This is a genomic window from Azospirillum sp. UENF 312511 (assembly GCF_058780635.1).
In genome coordinates, this window is the sequence record NZ_JBSNCG010000001.1 from 311,779 (window position 1) to 330,669 (window position 18,891).

16 protein-coding genes are annotated in these 18,891 nt (G+C 69.6%); 6 read left to right on the top strand and 10 right to left on the bottom strand.

The features are described from left to right. Window positions 1-214: 214 nt before the first annotated feature. The 10 genes from ACWPN7_RS01435 to ACWPN7_RS01480 form a co-directional block, all read right to left on the bottom strand. Entirely contained in the window at window positions 215-1,435 is a 1,221-nt protein-coding gene (locus tag ACWPN7_RS01435) for an ABC transporter ATP-binding protein (RefSeq protein WP_459197765.1), read from the bottom strand. 60 nt (window positions 1,436-1,495) lie between these two features. Continuing rightward, window positions 1,496-2,317: a carbohydrate ABC transporter permease gene (locus ACWPN7_RS01440; protein WP_035677626.1), complete on the bottom strand. Its 822-nt coding sequence runs from the start codon at window positions 2,315-2,317 to the stop codon at window positions 1,496-1,498. A gap of 4 nt (window positions 2,318-2,321) precedes the next feature. Continuing rightward, on the bottom strand, window positions 2,322-3,260 hold the full coding sequence (locus ACWPN7_RS01445) for a carbohydrate ABC transporter permease (protein ID WP_459197766.1): 939 nt from the start codon (window positions 3,258-3,260) through the stop codon (window positions 2,322-2,324). 206 nt (window positions 3,261-3,466) lie between these two features. Beyond that, window positions 3,467-4,732 carry an ABC transporter substrate-binding protein gene (locus ACWPN7_RS01450; protein WP_051658308.1) on the bottom strand — a complete coding sequence of 422 codons (1,266 nt, stop codon included), beginning with the start codon at window positions 4,730-4,732 and terminating at the stop codon, window positions 3,467-3,469. Between the two features lie 100 nt (window positions 4,733-4,832). Next, window positions 4,833-6,413: an aldehyde dehydrogenase (NADP(+)) gene (locus ACWPN7_RS01455; RefSeq protein WP_459197767.1), complete on the bottom strand. Its 1,581-nt coding sequence runs from the start codon at window positions 6,411-6,413 to the stop codon at window positions 4,833-4,835. Window positions 6,414-6,459: 46 nt separating this feature from the next. Next, a complete protein-coding gene (locus ACWPN7_RS01460) occupies window positions 6,460-7,644 on the bottom strand; it encodes a fumarylacetoacetate hydrolase family protein (protein ID WP_459197768.1) in 1,185 nt (394 codons plus the stop codon). A gap of 31 nt (window positions 7,645-7,675) precedes the next feature. Continuing rightward, window positions 7,676-8,473: an enoyl-CoA hydratase/isomerase family protein gene (locus ACWPN7_RS01465; RefSeq protein WP_051140522.1), complete on the bottom strand. Its 798-nt coding sequence runs from the start codon at window positions 8,471-8,473 to the stop codon at window positions 7,676-7,678. Between the two features lie 10 nt (window positions 8,474-8,483). Then, window positions 8,484-9,647, bottom strand: coding sequence for an extracellular solute-binding protein (locus ACWPN7_RS01470; RefSeq protein WP_459197769.1), 1,164 nt, complete (start codon window positions 9,645-9,647; stop codon window positions 8,484-8,486). After that, window positions 9,629-10,876, bottom strand: coding sequence for a CaiB/BaiF CoA transferase family protein (locus ACWPN7_RS01475; RefSeq protein ID WP_459197770.1), 1,248 nt, complete (start codon window positions 10,874-10,876; stop codon window positions 9,629-9,631). Before ACWPN7_RS01475 ends, ACWPN7_RS01470 begins: the two co-directional genes overlap by 19 nt. A gap of 79 nt (window positions 10,877-10,955) precedes the next feature. After that, window positions 10,956-11,720 carry an SDR family oxidoreductase gene (locus ACWPN7_RS01480; RefSeq protein WP_459197771.1) on the bottom strand — a complete coding sequence of 255 codons (765 nt, stop codon included), beginning with the start codon at window positions 11,718-11,720 and terminating at the stop codon, window positions 10,956-10,958. Between the two features lie 333 nt (window positions 11,721-12,053). On the opposite strand from ACWPN7_RS01480, the gene ACWPN7_RS01485 reads away from it, so the two are divergent. The 6 genes from ACWPN7_RS01485 (at window position 12,054) to ACWPN7_RS01510 (ending at window position 18,847) form a co-directional block, all read left to right on the top strand. Beyond that, window positions 12,054-13,115, top strand: coding sequence for a LacI family DNA-binding transcriptional regulator (locus ACWPN7_RS01485; RefSeq protein ID WP_459197772.1), 1,062 nt, complete (start codon window positions 12,054-12,056; stop codon window positions 13,113-13,115). A gap of 268 nt (window positions 13,116-13,383) precedes the next feature. Continuing rightward, complete coding sequence (locus ACWPN7_RS01490) at window positions 13,384-15,864, top strand: TonB-dependent siderophore receptor (RefSeq protein ID WP_459197773.1); 2,481 nt, start codon at window positions 13,384-13,386, stop codon at window positions 15,862-15,864. A 26-nt stretch (window positions 15,865-15,890) separates the two neighbouring features. Further along, the gene (locus tag ACWPN7_RS01495; RefSeq protein ID WP_459197774.1) at window positions 15,891-16,631 is read left to right on the top strand and encodes a cobalt ABC transporter substrate-binding protein; all 741 of its coding nucleotides are present in this window, start codon (window positions 15,891-15,893) and stop codon (window positions 16,629-16,631) included. Continuing rightward, a complete protein-coding gene (locus ACWPN7_RS01500) occupies window positions 16,628-16,909 on the top strand; it encodes a DUF3649 domain-containing protein (RefSeq protein ID WP_200475023.1) in 282 nt (93 codons plus the stop codon). Before ACWPN7_RS01495 ends, ACWPN7_RS01500 begins: the two co-directional genes overlap by 4 nt. Window positions 16,910-16,922: 13 nt before the next feature. After that, a complete protein-coding gene (locus ACWPN7_RS01505) occupies window positions 16,923-18,557 on the top strand; it encodes a PepSY-associated TM helix domain-containing protein (RefSeq protein ID WP_459197775.1) in 1,635 nt (544 codons plus the stop codon). Window positions 18,558-18,559: 2 nt separating this feature from the next. Continuing rightward, the gene (locus tag ACWPN7_RS01510; RefSeq protein WP_041812360.1) at window positions 18,560-18,847 is read left to right on the top strand and encodes a DUF3325 domain-containing protein; all 288 of its coding nucleotides are present in this window, start codon (window positions 18,560-18,562) and stop codon (window positions 18,845-18,847) included. The last annotated feature ends 44 nt before the right edge of the window (window positions 18,848-18,891 follow it).

An 18,891-nucleotide genomic window follows, 5' to 3' on the forward strand; every position in this document is an offset into this window, starting at 1 on the left:
CGGTGGTCACACAACAGCGAAATCCCCGCAGGGCGGGGATGGTTACTGCATGAATTTTGGCTCATGCAGAAGCAAATTGTCGATTATTGATGCATTTGAGACTTCGGTTGTAAAAGAGAGGAAGGCGCCTTTCTGAAAAGTGGTGTTCAGGAACGGCGCCGCCTTTGTCATTCCACCTGGGGATGCAGAGGCGGCGCCGTCCGTGCGGATCGCGTCAGGAGGCCGTCCGGATGGTGCCGACGCGCCCGCCGGCCAGGAAGTCCTCCGCGGCCCGCCCGCCGACGCGGAGGCCGCTGTCCTTCTCGAACAGGGAGAAGTCCTTCAGCAGGCAGTCGATGCCGACCGCCTCGCCGACGCGCAGCTCGCTGTAGCCGGGGACGGAGACCATCACCTCGTCCGTCAGGCCGCCGTCGTCGTCGTGGGCGGTGTGGACTCCGGACAGCTTCACCGAGATCAGCGATTCCGCCCCCACATGCTCGACCAGGGTGACGGTGCCCGGCAGGCTCTTGCCCTGGCCCGGCGGGACGACGGCGAGCGCGCCGGGGCGCAGGCCCAGCCACACCTTCATGCGGCTGGTGCCGCCCGGGCGCTCCGCCTTGTCCGGCAGCGGCAGGACGCTGTTGCCGATGCGCACGGTCATGCCCTCGACCTCGGCGTCGATCAGGTTCATCGGCGGCGTGCCGATGAAGCGGGCGACGTAGGTGTTGGCCGGCTTCTCGTAGATCTCGCGCGGGGTGCCGTACTGCTGGAGGTGCCCGTCGCGCATCAGCGCGATGCGGGTGCCCATGGTCATCGCCTCGATCTGGTCGTGGGTGACGTAGACGAAGTTGCCGCCGACCCGCTGGTGGAGCTGGGTGATCTCCGCCCGCATGGCGGTGCGCAGCTTGGCGTCGAGGTTCGACAGCGGCTCGTCCATCAGGAAGGCCGACGGCTCGCGCACCATGGCGCGGCCCAAGGCGACGCGCTGGCGCTGGCCGCCCGACAGGGTGCGCGGGTGACGGTCCAGCACCTTGGTCAGCGCCAGCGTGTCGGCGGTGCGCTCCACCAGCTCGCGCACCTCCGGCGAGTTCTCGATGCGGCGCTTGAAGTAGTCGCCGATGAACGGGATGTGGAACCACCAGCGGAACTGCCGCATGATCAGCGGGAAGGCGATGTTCCGCCGCACCGTCATGTGCGGGTAGAGCGCGTAGGACTGGAAGACGAAGGCCATGTCGCGGTCGCTGGGCGGCAGTTCGTCGACCCGCTTGCCGCCGAGATGGATCTCGCCGCTGCTCACCGTCTCAAGTCCCGCGATCATGCGCAGGATGGTGGACTTGCCGCAGCCCGACGGGCCGAGCAGCACCAGGAATTCGTCGTCGCCGGCCTCCAGGCTCACGTTGTCGATCACGGTCAGGGAGCCGAAGGACTTCGTGACGTTCTGCAGTTTGATAGCCATGGGCTTTTCCCTTTTATCTCTCGGGCGTGTCGGTGCAAGGGGGGCGGGATCGGCCCACGGTCAGCCCTTGACGCCGCCGGTCGTCATGCCGGCGACCACGTAGCGTTGGACGAACAGGTAGAAGACGACCGCCGGCAGCGTGTAGATGAAGCCGACCGCCATGACCGTGTGCACCGGCGTGCTCAGCTCGCCCACGAAGCTGGCGAGGCCGACCGAGGCGGTGCGCAGGGCGTCGTCGCTGATGAAGGTCTGGGCGAAGACATACTCGTTCCAGCCGTGGAAGAAGGCGATCACCGCCGCGGCGGCCAATGTCGGCGCGATCAGCGGCACCACCACCGCCAGCACGATGCCGAGGCGGGAGCAGCCGTCGACCCTTGCGGCCTCCTCGATCTCCGACGGCACGCCGTCGATGGCGCCCTTCAGGATCCAGGTCACCACCGGCACCGTGAAGGCCGTGTTGGCCAGGATCAGGCCGAGCAGCGTGTTGAGCAGCGACAGCTTGGTGAAGATGTCGTAGAGCGGCACCACCAGCATCGCTTCCGGCAGCATCTGCGTCATGAACAGCGCGAAGCCGAGCAGCAGCTTGCCGTTGAAGGTCAGCCGCGACAGAGCGTAGGCCGGCAGCACCGACAGCAGGATGCTCAGCACCGTCGTGCCGACCGCGACGATCAGGCTGTTGACCAGCCATTGGCGCAGCGAGGTCTCGGTGAAGGCGGCGGCGTAGGTGCCGATCTGCGACAGCGTCGGCAGCAGGTTCGGCGTGTCGTCGAACAGCCGCTCCGACGGGGTGAGCGAGGTCACCAGCATCCAGTAGAGCGGGAAGGCCGCCACCCCGAGGAGGACCAGGACGGCGAGCGTGCGGGCCGTGGAATTGTGTTTCATGAGATCACCGTTTCCCGGCGGCCTTTTCCGCCCGCGTCGACAGCCAGAAATAGACCAGCGTCACCAGGATCGCGACGACCAGCCCGATGATGCCCACCGCCGCCGCCCGGCCGAGGTCGAGATAGACGAAGGCGCGGCGGTAGAGGTCGATGACCAGCGTGTTGGTCTCGCCCAGCGGGCCGCCCTGGGTCATCAGCCAGATCACGTCGAAGCGGCGCAGCGACCACACGGTGATGAGCAGGGTCAGCAGGGCCACCGCCGGGCGGATGGTTGGCCAGGTGACGGCGCGGAAGATGCTCAGCCGGTCGGCCCCGTCGATCACCGCCGCCTCGCGCAGCTCCGACGGCACGCCCTGGAGGGCGGCCAGGATGACGACGGAGGAGAAGGGGAAGATCTGCCAGATCGTGGTGATCAGGATGGCGGGCAGGGCGTAGGACGGCTCGTCCAGCCAGTTCACCCCACCCTCGGCGAAGCCCAGGAACTGGGCGAGGTGGCTGAACAGGCCGTACTGCGCGTTGAACATCCACACGAAGATCAGCGCCGCGGCGACCGGCGGGGCGGCCCACGGAATGGTGACCAGCGCGCGGGCGATGCCGCGCCCCCGGAAGGTGCCGTCGAGCAGCAGCGCCGCCAGCAGGCCGAGCCCGATGGAGGCGACCACGCAGACCAGCGTGTAGACCGCGGTGACGCGCAGGACCTGATGGAACTCCGGGTCGAAGACGAGTTCGCGGTAATTGTCCAGCCCGACGTAGGTCTGCTGGCCCGGCGAGAGCAGCGAGGTGGAGGTGACGCTGAGCAGGAATTCCTGCACCAGCGGGTAGCCCTGGAAGACCAGGAGGTAGAGCGCCACCGGGGCGACGAAGAGCGCGGGAACCCAGCGGCCATGGTCGATCGGCGCGCGCCGCGCGGCGGCCCTGGGCTGGCTCACGGTCCTGCTCATCATGATGCGGTATCCGGAGTTGGGACCAAGGCGATCGCATCCGACATTCCCTCTCCCCTCTGGGGAGAGGGTTGGGGTAAGGGGGTTGCGCTTTTGCCGAACGTACGGTTATGCGCAACCCCCTCACCGGCCCTTCGGGCCACCCTCTCCCCAGGGGGGAGAGGGCTAAAAGGATGGACGAATGCGATCGCCCTGGAATTGTGCGGGCGTTACTTCTGGGCGAGCACGCGGGCAGTGATCAGGCGCTGCGCCTCGTCCATGGCGGTCTGCGGGGCGACGCCGCCCTGGAGCACCTTGAGGAGCTGCTGGACGATGATCTGCTGGATCTCCGGCGCCTTGGTCTCAAGCCCCTGCGGCAGGGCCGGCACGCTGTTCGGGGTCTGCGCGTCGTAGACCTTCAGCCAGGGCATGGCCTGAAGCTCCTCCGGCGTGCGCTCCACCGTCGTCGCGACGTTGGCGGCGCCGAGCAGGGTCTGGAGTTCCTGCTGCTGCTGGGGCTGGAGCGCCCATTGCAGGAACTTGCCGGCGGCGTCCTTCACCTTGGTGTTGGCGTTGATGGTCACCGGAGCCAGGATCATGCCCTGTTCCTTGTGCGGGAAGGGCGACGGGGCGGCGGCGATGGGGTGCGCCTTGCCCTGCGAGGTCAGGATGGTGGCGACGCCGCCGTTGTCGATCTCCATGGCGACCTTGCCTTCCCAGAACATCCGCCGGTAGGTGGCGGCGTCGGTGCCCTTGGGGATCATGCCGGCGTCATAGACGGTCTTGTAAGCGGCGACGCCCGCCACGACCTCCGGGCTGTTGAAGGTCGGCGTGCCGTCCGGCTTGGACCAGCGCCCGCCGAAGCCGTAGACGAAGTTGGTCAGGTCGTACCAGACGCCGCCGCGCTCGGCCATCGTGGCGCGGAAGGCGAAGCCGTAGTTGCCGTCCTTCGTCGCCTCCTTGCCGAGCTTCACGAACTCCTCGAAGGTCTTGGGCGGCGTGCCGTTGGGCAGCAGCGCGGCGTTGTAGACCATCGCGTAGTTGGCGGTGTCGAAGGCGAAGCCGTAGCGCTTGCCCTCGACCTTCATGTACTGGTCGGCGGCGGTGAAGTTGTGGGCGCCGTCCTTCACAATGTCGTCGATCGGCAGGACCGACTTGGCGGCCACCGCGGCGTAGAACTCCGGCAGGTCGAAGCGGATCACGTCGGGGCCGCCGTTGCCGCCCATCTGCGTGAAGATGGTGGTGGCGAAGGAGGAGAAGGGGATGGTGACCGGCTTCACCTCGATGTCGGGCTGGGACTGGTTGAACTTTTCCACCCAGGCCTTCAGCCGGTCGCCGCGGCCGACCTCGGCGAAGTGGGACGCAGCGAAGGTCACCACCGTCTTGCCCGACGATTGGGCCAGGGCGACCGACGCGGTGCCCAGCGCCAGGGCGGCGGCGAGCCCGCCGGCCAGAAGGGGGGTGATGCCCGTGATTGCGCTCAGAAACGGCTTCATGCTGCGTCCTCCTCTGAATTTGTTCGTTTACTGTCTTTTTTGGTTGGTTTGGCCCGCAATCCTGGAACCATACCAGAGTATGCGGGCCGGTGGTCGGGGTTCAGTGCCGGTCCAACGCTCCGTCGACCCGGCGCCACAGCCCCAGCGGATTGCCGTCGCGCAGGGCTTGCGGCAGCAGGTCGGCCGGGATGTCCTGGTAGCAGACGGGCCGCAGGAACCTCTCGATGGCCGCCGTGCCGACCGAGGTGGTGCGGCCGTCCGACGTGGCCGGGAAGGGGCCGCCATGCACCATGGCGTGGCAGACCTCGACGCCTGTCGGCCAGCCGTTGGCCAGGATGCGGCCGGCCTTGCGCTCCAGCGTCGGCAGCAGGACCGCCGCCGCTCCGGTGTCCGCCGCGTCCATTTGCAGGGTCGCGGTGAGCTGGCCGTCCAGCCGTTCCGCCACCGCGCGCAAGGATTCCAGATCCGGGCAGCGGATGAGCAGGGAGGCGGCGCCGAACACCTCCTCGCGCAGGGCCGGATCGTCGAGGAAGGCGTCGGCGGTCGTGGCAAACAGCGCCGCCCGGCACCGGTTGGGGCCGTCGCCGTCCAACCCGCGGGCCAGCGTCGCCACGCGGGCGTTGCCGGCCAGGGCGGCCACCCCGGCGTCGAAGGCGGCGTGGATGCCCGGCGTCAGCATGGTCGGCGCCGCGCTGCCGCCCAGCGCCTCCACGGCGGACGCCACGAAACGGTCGAGGTCCGGCCCATCCACCGCCAGCAGGATGCCGGGGTTGGTGCAGAACTGCCCGGCGCCCAGCGTCAGCGAGGCGACGAAGCTCTTGCCCAGCGCCTCCGCCCGCGCGGCGAGCGCGGCGGGCAGCAGGAAGACCGGGTTGATGCTGCTCATCTCCGCGTAGACGGGGATCGGCTCCGGACGCTTGGCCGCCACCTCCATCAGCGCCACGCCGCCGCGGCGCGACCCGGTGAAACCCACCGCCTTGATGTGCGGGTCGGCGACCAGCGCCGTGCCCACCGACGAGCCGGCGCCGAAGATCAGCGAGAAGACGCCCTCCGGCAGCCCGCATTCGGCGACGGCGGCCTGGACGGCGCGGCCGACCAGTTCCGACGTGCCGGGATGGGCGGAGTGGGCCTTGACCACCACCGGGCAGCCGGCGGCGAAGGCCGAGGCGGTGTCGCCACCGGCCACCGAGAAGGCCAGCGGGAAGTTGCTGGCGCCGAACACCGCCACGGGGCCGAGCGGGATGCGGCGCTGGCGCAGGTCGGGGCGGGGCAGCGGCGCCCGCTCCGGCAGGGCCGGGTCGATGCGGGCGCCAAGCCAGCTTCCTTCCCGCACCACCGCGGCGAACAGGCGGAGCTGGCCGACGGTGCGGCCCCGTTCCCCCTCCAGCCGGGCGCGCGGCAGGCCGCTTTCGGCCATGGCGCGGACGATGAGAGCGTCGCCGAGGTCGAGGATGTTGTGGGCGACCGCCTCCAGGAAGACGGCGCGGTCCTCCGGCGTGGTTTCGCGGAAGCGGTCGAAGGCGTCCCAGGCGAGCTGGCAGGCGCGGTCAACCTCCGCCGCCCCGCCGCCGCCGAAGGCGGGCTCCAGCGCCGCCCCGGTGGACGGGTCGATGGCGTGGATCTCGCCGTTGCGGCCGCGGTGGCTCTCGGCGCCGATCAGCATCATGCCGGTGAGGGTCACGGGCGGGTCCTTTCTTGTTCGCGCTGCTCTTGGTCTTGGTGCGGCATCAGCCGAGCAGGCCGCGGCCCGCGAGGTTCCGCATCAGCGCGGCGGCGCCGAAGTCCCAGGGCGCGCAGTCGGCGCAATGGCGGACCCGGTTGGTCAGGCTGCCCAGCGCCGGGGCGGTGATGGTCACCACGTCGTCCAGCTTGTGGGTGAAGCCCTCGCCCGGACGGTCGCGGTCCTCGACCGGCGCGAACATGGTGCCGAGCAGCAGGACGAAGCCGTCCGGATACTGGTGGTTCTCGCCGATGGTGGCCTCGACCAGTTCCACCGGGTCGCGGCTGATCTGCGACATGGAGCTGGAGCCCTCCAGCCGGAAGCCGTCGCTGCCCTCGACCACCAGCCCAAGCTCGGCGCTGCGCACACCGTCGAGCGTGAAGCGGTCGTCGAACAGACGGATGAACGGGCCGATGGAGCCGCTGGCGTTGTTGTCCTTGGCCTTGCCGAGCAGCAGGGCGGAGCGCCCCTCGACGTCGCGCAGGTTCATGTCGTTGCCGAGCGTGGCGCCGACGATGTCCCCGCGGCTGGAGGCCAGGACGGCGATTTCCGGCTCCGGGTTGTTCCACACTGAATAGGGCGGGATGCCGACGTGGGCGCCGGTGCCGACCGCCGACATCGGCTGGCCCTTGGTGAAGATCTCGGCGTCGGGGCCGATGCCGACCTCCAGATACTGCGACCACACCCCGCGGGCGATCAGCGCCTTCTTGACCTCCATGGCCTCCGGCGAGCCGGGCTTCAGGCTGGACAGGTCGCGCCCGATCAGCGCGTCGATGTCGGCACGGATGGCCAGCGCCTTCTCCGGGGCGCCGCGCGCCTGCTCCTCGATGACGCGCTCCAGCAGGCTGACCACGAAGGTCACGCCGGACGCCTTCACCGCCTGGAGGTCGATGGGGGCCAGCAGCCAGGGCCGCTCCGGGTCGCGCCGGTCCTCGTCGGAATTGGCGAGAATGGCGGCGGCGGTGCCGATCCATTCGCCGGGCAGGTCGCGGGCGATGGCTGCGGCGGCGCCGGTCTCCACCAGATCGCGCACGGTGGGCGCCTCGCGGCTGGTGATGTCGAAGACGTCCCGGCCGCGCACGGCGATGACCGAGGGGCCGGTGCCGGGGCGCCAAGCGCGCCCGACCAGGAGCGCGCCCTCGTCCGCCGGCAGGGCGGCGGCGGGGTCGAGGGGAAGGGGTCGCTTGCTCATGGGTGCCTCTCCTCTTGCTTGCGCCGGGTCGTTACTTGCGCCGGAAGACCGGGCTGCGCTTTTCCTTGAAGGCGGCGCGCCCCTCGGCGGCGTCCGCCGTGGCGAAGCAGATGGTCTGCAGGTCGCGCTCGTACTCGATGGCCTTTTCCACCGGCATGGTGTGGGCGGCCTTCAGGTTCAGCTTCGCCGTCTCCGCCGCGATGGGGGCGCGGCTGGCGACGATGGCGGCGATCTCCTGCGCGCGGGCGAGCAGGCGGTCGGCGGGCACCACCTCGCTGACGAGGCCCCAGGCCAGCGCCTTGTCCGCCGGGATCGGGTCGCCGGTCAGGATCATCATCGCGGCGTTGGAGGTGCCGATGGAGTGCGAGAGGAAGGCCGCCACGCCGCCGCCGCCGATCCAGCCGAGCTTGATCTCCGGCGCGCCGAACTGCGCGTTCTCCGACGCGATGCGGATGTCGCAGCTCATCGCCGTTTCCAGCCCGCCGCCGAAGGCGTAGCCGTTGACCGCGGCGATGCTGGGCTTGCGCAAGCCGCGGATGGCGTCGCAATAGTCTTCGCGGTTGCGGAAGTTCCAGGCGGTGTCGTAGCGGTCCAGCTCGCGGATGTCGGAGCCGCAGCAGAAGGCGCGCGGCCCGGCGCCGGTCAGCACGACGCAGCGGATGTCGTCGTCGGCGTTGCAGCGGGCCACGGCGGCGACCAGCTCCGCGGCCATCTCCGGGGTTACCGCGTTCAGCTTCTGCGGGCGATCGAGCGTGATGGTGGCGACGAAGCCGTCCACCGTGACGGTGACCGCGCCAAGCGCCGGATCGGGGGTGTTGAGCGAGTCCATGGGATGGGCCTTATCGTTCGGCGCCGCCCGGTCCGGACGTGTCCGGACGGCTGGCGGCGTAGCGGTGTTGCAGACGGTCGAGCAACGCCGGGTGCGGCGTGCCGTCGGCCAGCGCGTCGCGGATCATCGCGGCGGCTTCGGCCTGGAAAGCGATGTAGCCGGCGTGGCGCGGGCGGACATAGGCGGCCTCCAGCGTCGCGGCGGTGTTGCGGTAGAAACCGCCCCAGCGGGCGTTCACCGCCTCGTCCGCCCAGGCGTCGCGGCGGCTCGGCTGGCCGTCGTGGGCCGGGATGAAGCTCCGCTGCGCCTCGGCGCCGAGCAGCCAGCGCAGATGGTCGAGCAGGGCAGGCGTCACCTCGCAGCGCACGGAGACGCCGATGCCGGTGCCGCCCAGCGTCGAGCCGGGACGCCCGTCCGCCGTGGCGCGCGGCGCGTCGGCGAAGGTCACCGGCTTGTCGCCCGCTGCGGTGGGGGCCGCGTAGTTGACGTAGCCGTAGACCAGCGGGCAGAGCGCCACGCCGTCGGTGCGGGCCATATGGCCGAGCAGCCCGATGGGGTTCAGCCCGCGCACCGCCGCCGGCATCCGCCCGGCCAGCGTCGCCATGAGGTCGAGCACCTGCGTCCCCACCTCCGTCGAGACCAGCCGGTCGGGATCGGCCACCGCGGGCGGATCGCCGAAGGCCGCCGCCATGGACAGGAAGGTCAGGCAGGCGTGCGGCCCGGCCAGCGACAGGGCGACCGGCGCCCGCTCGGACAGGCTCACCACCTCCGCCCAGGTGACCGGGATCGGCCCGTCCAGAAGGTCGGCGCGGCAGGCCATGACCTGGGTCGCCGCGTCGAGCGGCAGCGCCCAGTGCCGGTCCGCGAAGCGGTAGCTGGCGAGGCTCGGCCCGATGCTGTCGCGCTGCCAGCCGGCGATGTCCGCGGCGGTGAACAGGTCCTCCAGCGGGATCAGGCCGCGTTCCGCGACCGCCTCTCCGACATGCGGATGATCGAGAACGATCAGGTCGTAGCGGGCGCAGAGGTCGCCGATCGGATGGGCCTCGAAGCCTTCGAGCGGCTGCTTGTCCCAGTCGATCGCAAGCCCGCCGCGCGCCTCGTCCAGCCCGGCCGCCGCGGCGGCCAAGGCGTTGTAGCCGCGCGGGTGGTCCCAGGTCAGCGCGCGGTAGCGCATGCCCGAACCTCCTCTTCCTCCGCCTCCGGTTCCGTCGCGGCGACGACGCCGGCGGCCAGCAGACGGTCGATGGCCTCGGCGGTGAAGCCGGCGGCCGCCAGCACCTCACGGGTGTGCTCGCCGGTCAGGGGGGCGCCGCGCTCGACCTCGGACGGGGTCTTGGAGAACTTGATCGGGAAGCCCGGCGTCTTGACGCGGCCCTCGGTCGGGTGGTCGTACTCGACGAAGGTGCCGTTGTGCTTGATCTGCGGGTCGTTCACGAGGTCGGCGTAGCCGTAGACCGGCCCGGCCCAGACCCCGGCGGCGTTGAACAGCTCCAGCCACTCCGCGGAGGTCTTCGCGGTCAGCCGGTTGCGGGTCTTGGCGAAGATTTCGTCGCGGCGCGACCAGCTGTCGGTCTCGTCCTCCATGTCGAGGAAAGACGGCTCGCCGATCAGCTCGCCCAGCAGCTTCAGCGGCGGGAAGGCCACGATGATGAAGCCGTCGCTGGTCGCGAAGGCGCCGTAGGGCGCGCGGATGTAGACGTGGGCGTGCGGCTCGGCGGAGCGGGTCTGCGGCTTGCCGCCGACCGTGAAGACCGACAGCTCCTGCATCTGGATCGTCGTGATGGCGTCCAGCATGTTGACCTGGACGAGCTGCCCTTCGCCGGTGCGCTCGCGGTGGAGCAGGGCGGCCAGCACGCCTTCGAAGGCGGTGTAGCCGGTGATCGCGTCCACCAAATACTGGCCGGCAGGGGTCGGGGCCTCGCCCTCGCGGCCCGCCGACAGCATGGCGCCGGACATGCCCTGCAACAGCAGGTCCTGGCCCGGACGCTGGACGTAGGGGCCGGTCTCGCCATAGCCGGAGATCGACAGGTAGATCAGGCGCGGGTTGACCGCGGAGAGCGATTCATAGTCCACGCCCAGCCGCTTGGCGACGCCGGGCCGGTAGTTCTGGAGGAACACGTCGGCGGTCTTGACCAGCTCCATCAGCAGGGCCTTGCCCTCGGTGTTCTTCAGGTCGACGGCGAGCGAGCGCTTGTTCCGGTTCAGCGACAGGAAGGAGACGTTCACCTTGTTGCCGGTGATGCCGCCGGCCGCGGTGTGGCGCTGCCACTCGCCGGTCACCGGCTCCACCTTCACCACGTCGGCGCCGAGGTCGCCCAGGCGCTGCGCCGCCAGCGGGCCGGCCATGGCGATGGAGCAGTCGAGCACACGGTAACCGCTGAGGATGTTGCGTTTCTTGTCCATGATATCCGGGTCTTGTTGCCGTGGGTCCGCCGGCCACGTGGAGGAATGGCGCGGAAGGATGGGGCGGAGGGATGGATGGTCAGCCGTTGGTCGCCGGGGCTTCGGTGAAGAAGGCTCGGTTCCAGACGGGGCTGATGAGGATTTCGTTGACGCAGACATGGGGCGGCATCTCGGCCACGAAGCGGATGGTGCGGCCCAGGTCTTCGGGCTGGAGCAGGCGCGCCATCTCCTCCGCCGGGGGCGGGGAAAGGCGCTGGCCCAGCAGGTCGGTCGCCACCTCGCCGGGCATGACCACGCAGGAGCGCAGGCCGTTGCGCCATTCCTCCATGTTCAGGCTGTGGCTCAGCGTCACCAGCGCCTGCTTCGTCGCGTTGTAGCCGGGGCCGCCGAGGACGAGCGCGTGCCGCCCGACCCAGGAGGACACGATGATGACGGTGCCGGACCGGCGCTCCCGCATGGCGGGCAGCGCCGCCTGGATGGCGTGCATGGTGCCGTTGAGGTTGACGTCGACCAGCCGCCGCCAGCCCTCCGTCCCGAGGTCGCGGAAGCTGCGGTTGGGCAGGTTCATCCCGGCGCTGGCGACCAGCGTGTCGATCCGCCCGTGGCGGTCGAGGATCGCCGCCGCCACGCGCCGCACCGCCGCCTCGTCGGCCACGTCGAGGACCGCGGTCTCGGCCCTGCCGCCGGCGGCGTGGATGGACTCCGCCACGCGGTCGAGCGCGTCCTTGCGCCGTCCGGACAGGACGACGGTGGCGCCGCCCTGCGCCAGCGCCCGCGCGCCGGCCTCCCCGATTCCGCTGCCGCCGCCGGTGATCCAGGCGACGCTGTCCGCAAGAACGCTCATGTCTTGCCTGCTTCGTTGCTTGTCTTTGTTGCTTGCCCGCCATGCGGCCATCGGGCCGCCGCGGTGTCCCTCCCAGCGTCCCCCGGATCGTCCGCCTTCGCGTCCGTTTCGAGTGACCGCTAACGTGACCGGTAACATGATTGGTTGGGGCAATCAAGCATCTTTGGTGAGCGATTGCGTTAGCGTTCACGTGACCGCTAACATGAAATGCGTTATGGATTGTGGAAAGGGTGCCGCACCCGGCTTGCAACGGCGGGCGCGGCCATGCACAAGAAGGCGGCCGGTCGGTGCCCGAAGGCGGGCCGGCGGAGGCAGGATAAGAGGTCATCCCAGGTGACGGACGAAGGACAGCTTTCGCTCAGGAAGGCGGAGTCACGGCGGCGCTCCGCGACCCGCGCGGTGACGATGGCCGATGTGGCGCAGGCCGCCGGGGTCTCCACGCAGACGGTCTCGCGCGCGCTCCGCGATCCGCGCAGCGTCGGCCCGGACACGCTCGCCCGCATCGAGGAGGCGGTGCGCGAAACCCGCTACGTGCAGAATCTGGCGGCGAGTCACCTCGCCTCCAACCGCAGCATGACGGTGGCGGCGATCATCCCGACCATCTCCGCCTCGATCTTCGCGGAAACCATCCAGGGCCTGACCGACGTCCTGCTGCCAGAGGGCTATCAGGTCTTCCTTGGCCACACCGACTATATGGCGGGGCGGGAGGAGTCGCTGGTCCGCAGCTTCAGCGGGCGGCGACCCGACGGTTTCTTCATCATCGGCACCCGCCACACCCAGGAAACCACCGCCCTCCTGAAGCGCACAGGGGTTCCGGTGGTCGAAAGCTGGAGCTGGACGAACCGCCCCGTCGACATGCTGGTCGGCTTCTCCAACCACGCCGCCCTGATGAGCGTGGTCGACCATCTGGTGGGGCGCGGCTATCGCCGGCTGGCCTTCACGGGCGTCATGAAGCCGGGCGACCACCGCGCCAAGGAGCGTCTGAAGGGCTTCCAGGACGCCCATGAGCGTCATTTCCCGGGCGTGACGCCGCGCGTCGTCACCGTCGCCAGCGGGCCGATGGTGATGGCGACCGGCGTGGAACTGCTGAAGCTGGTCCGGGAGCAGCACCCTGACACCGACGCTATGGTGTTCGTCAGTGACGTGCTGGCCTCGGGCGCCCTGCTGGCCTGCAGCGGCCTGGGGATCTCGGTGCCGAAGGATCTGGCGATCACCGGGTTCGGCAATTACGACATCGCTGGGCAACTGACGCCGGGCCTGACCACCATCGCCATCGCCAGCCGCAAGATCGGCACGGAATCCGCCAACCTCCTGCTGCGGCGGATGCAGGGCGGCGAGGTGGAGAACCGCACCCAGGACGTGGGGTTCGAATTGCTGGTGCGGGGCAGCGCCTGAAGGTGCCGGGGGCTTCATAACCCTTTCCCCAGTGGGGGAAGGGACTTGAAGCATCCAGAATTCCCGTAAGAAAATCACGGACATAAAGACATAAACGATCACCAGGACGGTGACGTTGCCCCCTTGCGCGATCCGTCGGCTGATGCTTAGAATGAAAATCATTCGCATTCAGGCGATCAGCGCAGACGTTCGGCTTTTTTGAAACGGACAGGGTGCCGGTCGCTAACGCTGCGCCACATATACACCTTTTGGTAGAGGAACCGGCACAATGCCTCAATCTTGCGGCAAGGGCTCTCTGCGCCTGACCGCCCGCCGCCGCGGCGCCGCGCATGATGTCTTCGCACCGGGTCTGCGCCCGGTCGCCATGGCCGTTTGCTTTGCCAGCGCCGTCTTCGTGGGCGGCCTTTCCTTCGCGCCGGCCGCGCAGGCCCAGACGGCAGCGCGCACGATCGACGCCAACGTGCCGGCGGGACCGCTGGACACCGCGCTGCGCAACTTCGCCGCCCAGGCCGGGGTGAGCATCGCCGTGGACCCGGCGCAGGTCCGGGGCAAGACCTCCCAGGGGCTGCGCGGAACGACGACGGTCGAGGACGGCTTCCGCCGCCTGCTGGACGGCAGCGGTTATCAGCTCGCGGGCACCTCCTCGGGGTACGGCCTCGTCGCGCAAGGGTCTTCGCCGGTCGTGAACGCCCCGGCCGGGGCGACAGTGCTGCCCTCCGTCCAGGTGTCGGCCAACGCCGGCGCGCTGCCGGGCGAGCCGCCGCCGCCCTACGCGGGCGGTCAGGTGGCGCGCGGCGGCACGCTGGGCCTGTTGGGCACGAAGAACACGCTGGACACGCCGTTCAGCACGACGAACTACACCTCCGAACTGATCGAGAACCAGCAGGCGCGCACGGCGGCGGACACGCTGATCAACGATTCGTCGGTGCGCACGACCACCGGCGGCAACGGCTTCGACGACACCTTCCAGATCCGCGGCTTCGCCGTTCCGTCGGGTGACGTCGGCTTCAACGGCATGTACGGGCTGGTGTCCTCCAACCGCGTGCCGTCGCAGATCATCGAGCGGATCGAGCTGCTGAAGGGGCCGGGTGCGCTGATCAACGGCATCGCCCCCAATGGCAGCATCGGCGGCGGCATCAACATTCTCAGCAAGCGCGCCGGCGATCAGCCGCTGACCCGCGTGACCGGGCTGTACCAGAGCGACGCCAACTTCGGCGTCCATGTCGACACCGGGCGCCGCTTCGGCGAGAACAACGCCTGGGGCGTGCGCTTCAACGGGCTGCTGCGCGGCGGCGAGGCCTCGATCGAGGACGGAGACGTCAAGACCGGCCTCGGCTCGCTGGCGGTGGATTACCGGGGCGAGCGGCTGCGCTGGTCGCTCGACGGCATCATCCAGCGCGACGACACCGACAATTTCCGCCCGCAGATCAGCATCCTGTCCACGACGACGGCGATCCCGTCGCCGCCCGACGCGCGGAGCAACTGGTACCCGGGCACGACGCTGGTCCAGAAGGATAAGACCATCGCCTCGAACATCGAGTTCGACGTGACGGACTGGCTGACCGCCTACGCCGGCATCGGCTACCGCGACGGCACCAACGATCAGGTGTTTCCGCAGTCCAACCCCGCCGTGAACGCGCTCGGCAACTTCACGGTCCGCAACTCCTACTACGACTCCTACAGCGAGACGGTCAGCGGCACGGCCGGCGCGCGCCTGCGCTTCGAGACGGGTCCCGTCCGCCATCAGGTCAACATCGGCTACACCGGCTTCCAGCGGGAGGAGGGCAACGCCTACATCCAGGCCGCCGGCTCGGCCCCGTCGAACATCTACAACCCGGCGCCGCTGCCCGTCATCACCGCGCCGCGCACCGACCCGCGCAAGTCGGCGGAGACGACGCTCAGCAGCATCGCCATCGCCGACACGCTGTCCTTCGTCAACGACCGCGTCCTGCTGACGCTCGGCGTGCGCGACCAGACGGTGAAGGTGAAAGGCTTCAGCACGACGACCGGCGCGCAGACCAGCAACTACGACGCCAGCGCCACGACGCCGCTCGCCGGTCTGGTCGTCAAGCCGCTGGAGGATGTCGCGGTCTACGGCAACTACGCCGAGGGCCTGTCGCGCGGCACCATCGTCGGCGCCGGCTACGCCAACACCGGCGCGGTGCTCGAACCCTACAAGTCGAAGCAGCTCGAGGGCGGCGTCAAGGTCGATTGGGGGACCATCACGACCACCGCCGCGGTGTTCCAGATCACCCGACCCAGCTCGATCCGCACCGTGTCCAACGAGCTGGCCTATGACGGCGAGCAGCGCAACCGCGGCCTGGAGCTGTCCGCCTACGGCGAGATCCTCCCCGGCCTGCGCGCCATGGCCAGCGCGACCTTCCTGAAGCCGGAACTGACGAAGACCGCCGTCGCCTCGGAGGAGGGCAACGACGCCGCCGGCGTGCCGGACAAGAGCTTCTCCGCCAGCCTGGATTGGGACACCCCGTGGGTCGAGGGCCTTGCCCTCAACGGGCGCGTGATCCACACCTCCGGCTCCTACCTGACCAACGCCAACACGCTGCGTTTCGACGGCTGGACCCGCTTCGACATCGGTGCCCGCTACACCACCGACGTGTCGGGCAAGCCGGTCGTGCTGCGCGCCAGCGTCGAGAACCTCTTCGACAAGGAGTACTGGCTGACCACCGGCACCTACGTGACCGTCGGTTCGCCGCGGACGGTGCTGTTGTCCGCCACCGTCGACTTCTGAACCTCTCGATCTTCCTGGATTTCACCATGAACAAACTGTCGCTCGCTCTCATCGCCGCGCTGGGCTTCGCCATGCCCGCCACCATGCCCGCCCAAGCCCACCAGATCTGGATCGAGCAGCCCGACCAGGGCAACGCCACGATCCGCTTCGGGGAGTTCGGCGAGAACCTGCGCGAAGTCTCGCCCGGCCTGCTCGACAAGTTCGGCAAGCCGGCCGGCACCCTCCTCTCCGCCAAGGGCGAGCAGAAGGCCGAGGCCGCCAAGACCGCCGACGGCTTCGCGCTGCCCTTCAAGGCCGCCAACGGCGAGAGCATCGTCGCCGAGGACACGCTCTACCCCCTCTACACGTGGAAGCAGGGCGACAAGGAGACCACCAACTGGTTCCACCCCGCCGCGCGCCTGATCACCGGCTTCGCCGAGCAGGCGCCGAAGCTGACGCTGGATCTGGTGCCCACCGGCAAGCCCGGCCAGTTCAAGCTGGTCTTCCAAGGCCAGCCCAAGGCCAAGACCAAGGTGATGCTGGTCACCCAGTCCGGCTGGGCCAAGGAGGAGCACAGCGACGAGCAGGGTCTGGTCACCTTCGACCTGCCGTGGAAGGGCACCTACGTGGCCGAGGTCAGCCTGAACGAGCGCACCCCCGGCGAGCGCCAGGGCGCCAACGGCGCCGAGAAGTACGACGGCGTCAGCTACGTCACCACGGTGACCTACGTCCACCCCGACGGTCTGGCGCCGGTCCCCGCCGGCCCGGCGGCGACGCCCAACAAATGACCTCCTTGGCCGGACGGGTCCGCTCTGTTGGCCCGCTCGTCTCGCGCATAGCCGCCGCCCTGTTCGGCGGCTATGCGCTGGCCGCACTCGCCAGCGTGGCGGTGCTGGCGCTTCCCATGAGCACGCCGCAGGCGGTGCTCACCGGCGAGATGGCGAGTTTCCTCGTCTACGCCGCCGCCGTGATCTGGGTCTTCGCGGTCCGCAGCGCGCTGCGCGCCTGGGCGGGCCTTCTTGTCGTGGCCGCGCCGCTGTTGCTGGCGGCGTGGTCGGTCTGGTGATGGGGAGCCGAGCGTGACGACGGACCAGCAAGCGCGCCCCGACGGCCGCGGCCTTCGCCAGAGCATGTCCGACCTGCACACGTGGGTCGGGCTGCTTCTCGGCTGGGTGCTCTACGCGATGTTCCTCACCGGGACGGTGTCCTACTTCAAGGACGAGCTGTCGCAATGGATGCGCCCCGAACTGCCGGCGCAGAGCGGGGTGCCGGATCAGGCCCAGGTGGCCCAGCGGGTGGCCGACGAACTCGTCGCCCTGGTGCCGGGCAGCCCGCAATGGAGCCTGCGCCTGCCGGACGCCCGCAACAACAGCGTCTACGCCTTCTGGCGCACCGCCGGGGCGGCTCCCGGCCAGCGCGCCTTCGGCGAGGGCAACTTCGACCCGGCGACCGGGCAGACGGTGTCGTCGCGCGCGACGCTGGGCGGCGACTTCTTCTACCGCTTCCATTTCCAGTTCCATTACATGCCGGTGGTATGGGGGCGCTGGATCGCGGGAATCGCGGCCATGTTCATGCTGGTGGCCATTGTCAGCGGGGTCATCACCCACAAGAAGATCTTCGTCGATTTCTTCACCTTCCGCTGGGGCAAGGGGCAGCGCTCCTGGCTCGACGCGCACAACGCGCTGTCGGTGTTCGGGCTGCCCTTCCACGCCATGATCACCTACACCGGGCTGGTGACGCTGATGGCGCTCTACATGCCCTGGGGCCAGCAGGCGGGGATCAAGACCGCGGCGGATCGCCAGCAGCTGAACGCCGAACTCAGCGCCTTCATCCAGCCGGGCAAGCCCAGCGGCGAAAAGGCGCCGCTCGCCTCGATCGAGGACATGGTGCGCCACGCCCAGGAGCGCTGGGGCCGCGACGGCGTCGGGCGGGTCACCGCCACGCATCCCGGCGACGCGGCGGCGCGGGTGGCGGTGGCGCGTGGCGACGGCGGGCGCGTCTCGATGAGCCCGCAGTATCTGGAATTCGAAGGGACCACCGGAAAACTGCTGGCCGTCCACGAAGGGGTGGGGCCGGCGGCGGAGACCCGCGGCGTGCTCTACGCCCTGCATCTGGGGCGCTTCAGCGACTCGGTGACGCGCTGGCTCTATTTCCTCGTCAGCCTCGCCGGCACCGCCATGGTGGGCACCGGTCTGGTGATGTGGACGGTGAAGCGGCGGCAGAAGCTGCCCGATCCGGCCCGGCCCCATGTCGGCTTCCACGTCGTGGAGCGGCTGAACATCGCCAGCATCGCCGGCCTGTCGGTCGCCATGGCGGCCTTCCTGTGGGCGAACCGCCTGCTGCCGGAAACCCTGGCGGACCGCGCCAACTGGGAGATCCACAGCTTCTTCATCGTCTGGACGCTGACGCTGCTGCACGGCGTGCTGCGCCCGGCGAAGAAGGCCTGGGTCGAGCAGCTGTGGCTGGCCGCGGCGCTGCTGGCGCTGCTGCCCGTGCTCAACGCCGCGACCACGCAGCGGCCGCTGTGGCGCAGCCTGGCTGAAGGCGATTGGGTGTTCATCGGCATGGACCTGATGTGCTGGGCGCTGGCGGCGCTCCACGCCGTCCTGGCGGTCCGCACGCTCCGCCACCAACCCAAGACGCGGCCGGCCCGCAAGCCGGCCCGCGAATCCGTTAATAAGCCGGCCGGTGGCGCCGTTCTGCGCGAGGGATGAGCATGATCCACCTGTCGTCCTTCATCCTGTGCCTGACCGGGTTCGCCGCCCTGGCCGTCGCGATGGACCGTCCGCAGCACGACCTGTTCGGACGGTCCCTGCCGGGCCCCGCGACGCTCGCCTTGCGCGTCGGCGGGGCCGTTTCCCTGCTGGGGGCGCTGGGCCTCCTCGTGTCGTGGCAGGGTTGGGGACTCGGCCTCGTCATGTTCAGCGGCCACACCAGCCTGGGCGCCGGAGTCGTCCATGGCGCGCTGATCGTCCGAGGGCGGTGGGCAGCCCGCCCAAATTGAGGGTACGCCTTATTTTTGACCCATTTTGTCGCGACCGGTGAGTT

Bases quoted from the DNA above. Each gene is read 5' to 3' on its own strand.
- ACWPN7_RS01445 (WP_459197766.1), bottom strand. From the start codon at position 3,260: ATGATGAGCAGGACCGTGAGCCAGCCCAGGGCCGCCGCGCGGCGCGCG.
- ACWPN7_RS01470 (WP_459197769.1), bottom strand. From the start codon at position 9,647: ATGCGCTACCGCGCGCTGACCTGGGACCACCCGCGCGGCTACAACGCC.
- ACWPN7_RS01480 (WP_459197771.1), bottom strand. From the start codon at position 11,720: ATGAGCGTTCTTGCGGACAGCGTCGCCTGGATCACCGGCGGCGGCAGC.
- ACWPN7_RS01500 (WP_200475023.1), top strand. From the start codon at position 16,628: ATGACCTCCTTGGCCGGACGGGTCCGCTCTGTTGGCCCGCTCGTCTCG.
- ACWPN7_RS01440 (WP_035677626.1), bottom strand. From the start codon at position 2,317: ATGAAACACAATTCCACGGCCCGCACGCTCGCCGTCCTGGTCCTCCTC.
- ACWPN7_RS01460 (WP_459197768.1), bottom strand. From the start codon at position 7,644: ATGAGCAAGCGACCCCTTCCCCTCGACCCCGCCGCCGCCCTGCCGGCG.
- ACWPN7_RS01435 (WP_459197765.1), bottom strand. From the start codon at position 1,435: ATGGCTATCAAACTGCAGAACGTCACGAAGTCCTTCGGCTCCCTGACC.
- ACWPN7_RS01510 (WP_041812360.1), top strand. From the start codon at position 18,560: ATGATCCACCTGTCGTCCTTCATCCTGTGCCTGACCGGGTTCGCCGCC.
- ACWPN7_RS01450 (WP_051658308.1), bottom strand. From the start codon at position 4,732: ATGAAGCCGTTTCTGAGCGCAATCACGGGCATCACCCCCCTTCTGGCC.
- ACWPN7_RS01475 (WP_459197770.1), bottom strand. From the start codon at position 10,876: ATGGACAAGAAACGCAACATCCTCAGCGGTTACCGTGTGCTCGACTGC.
- ACWPN7_RS01495 (WP_459197774.1), top strand. From the start codon at position 15,891: ATGAACAAACTGTCGCTCGCTCTCATCGCCGCGCTGGGCTTCGCCATG.
- ACWPN7_RS01465 (WP_051140522.1), bottom strand. From the start codon at position 8,473: ATGGACTCGCTCAACACCCCCGATCCGGCGCTTGGCGCGGTCACCGTC.
- ACWPN7_RS01490 (WP_459197773.1), top strand. From the start codon at position 13,384: ATGCCTCAATCTTGCGGCAAGGGCTCTCTGCGCCTGACCGCCCGCCGC.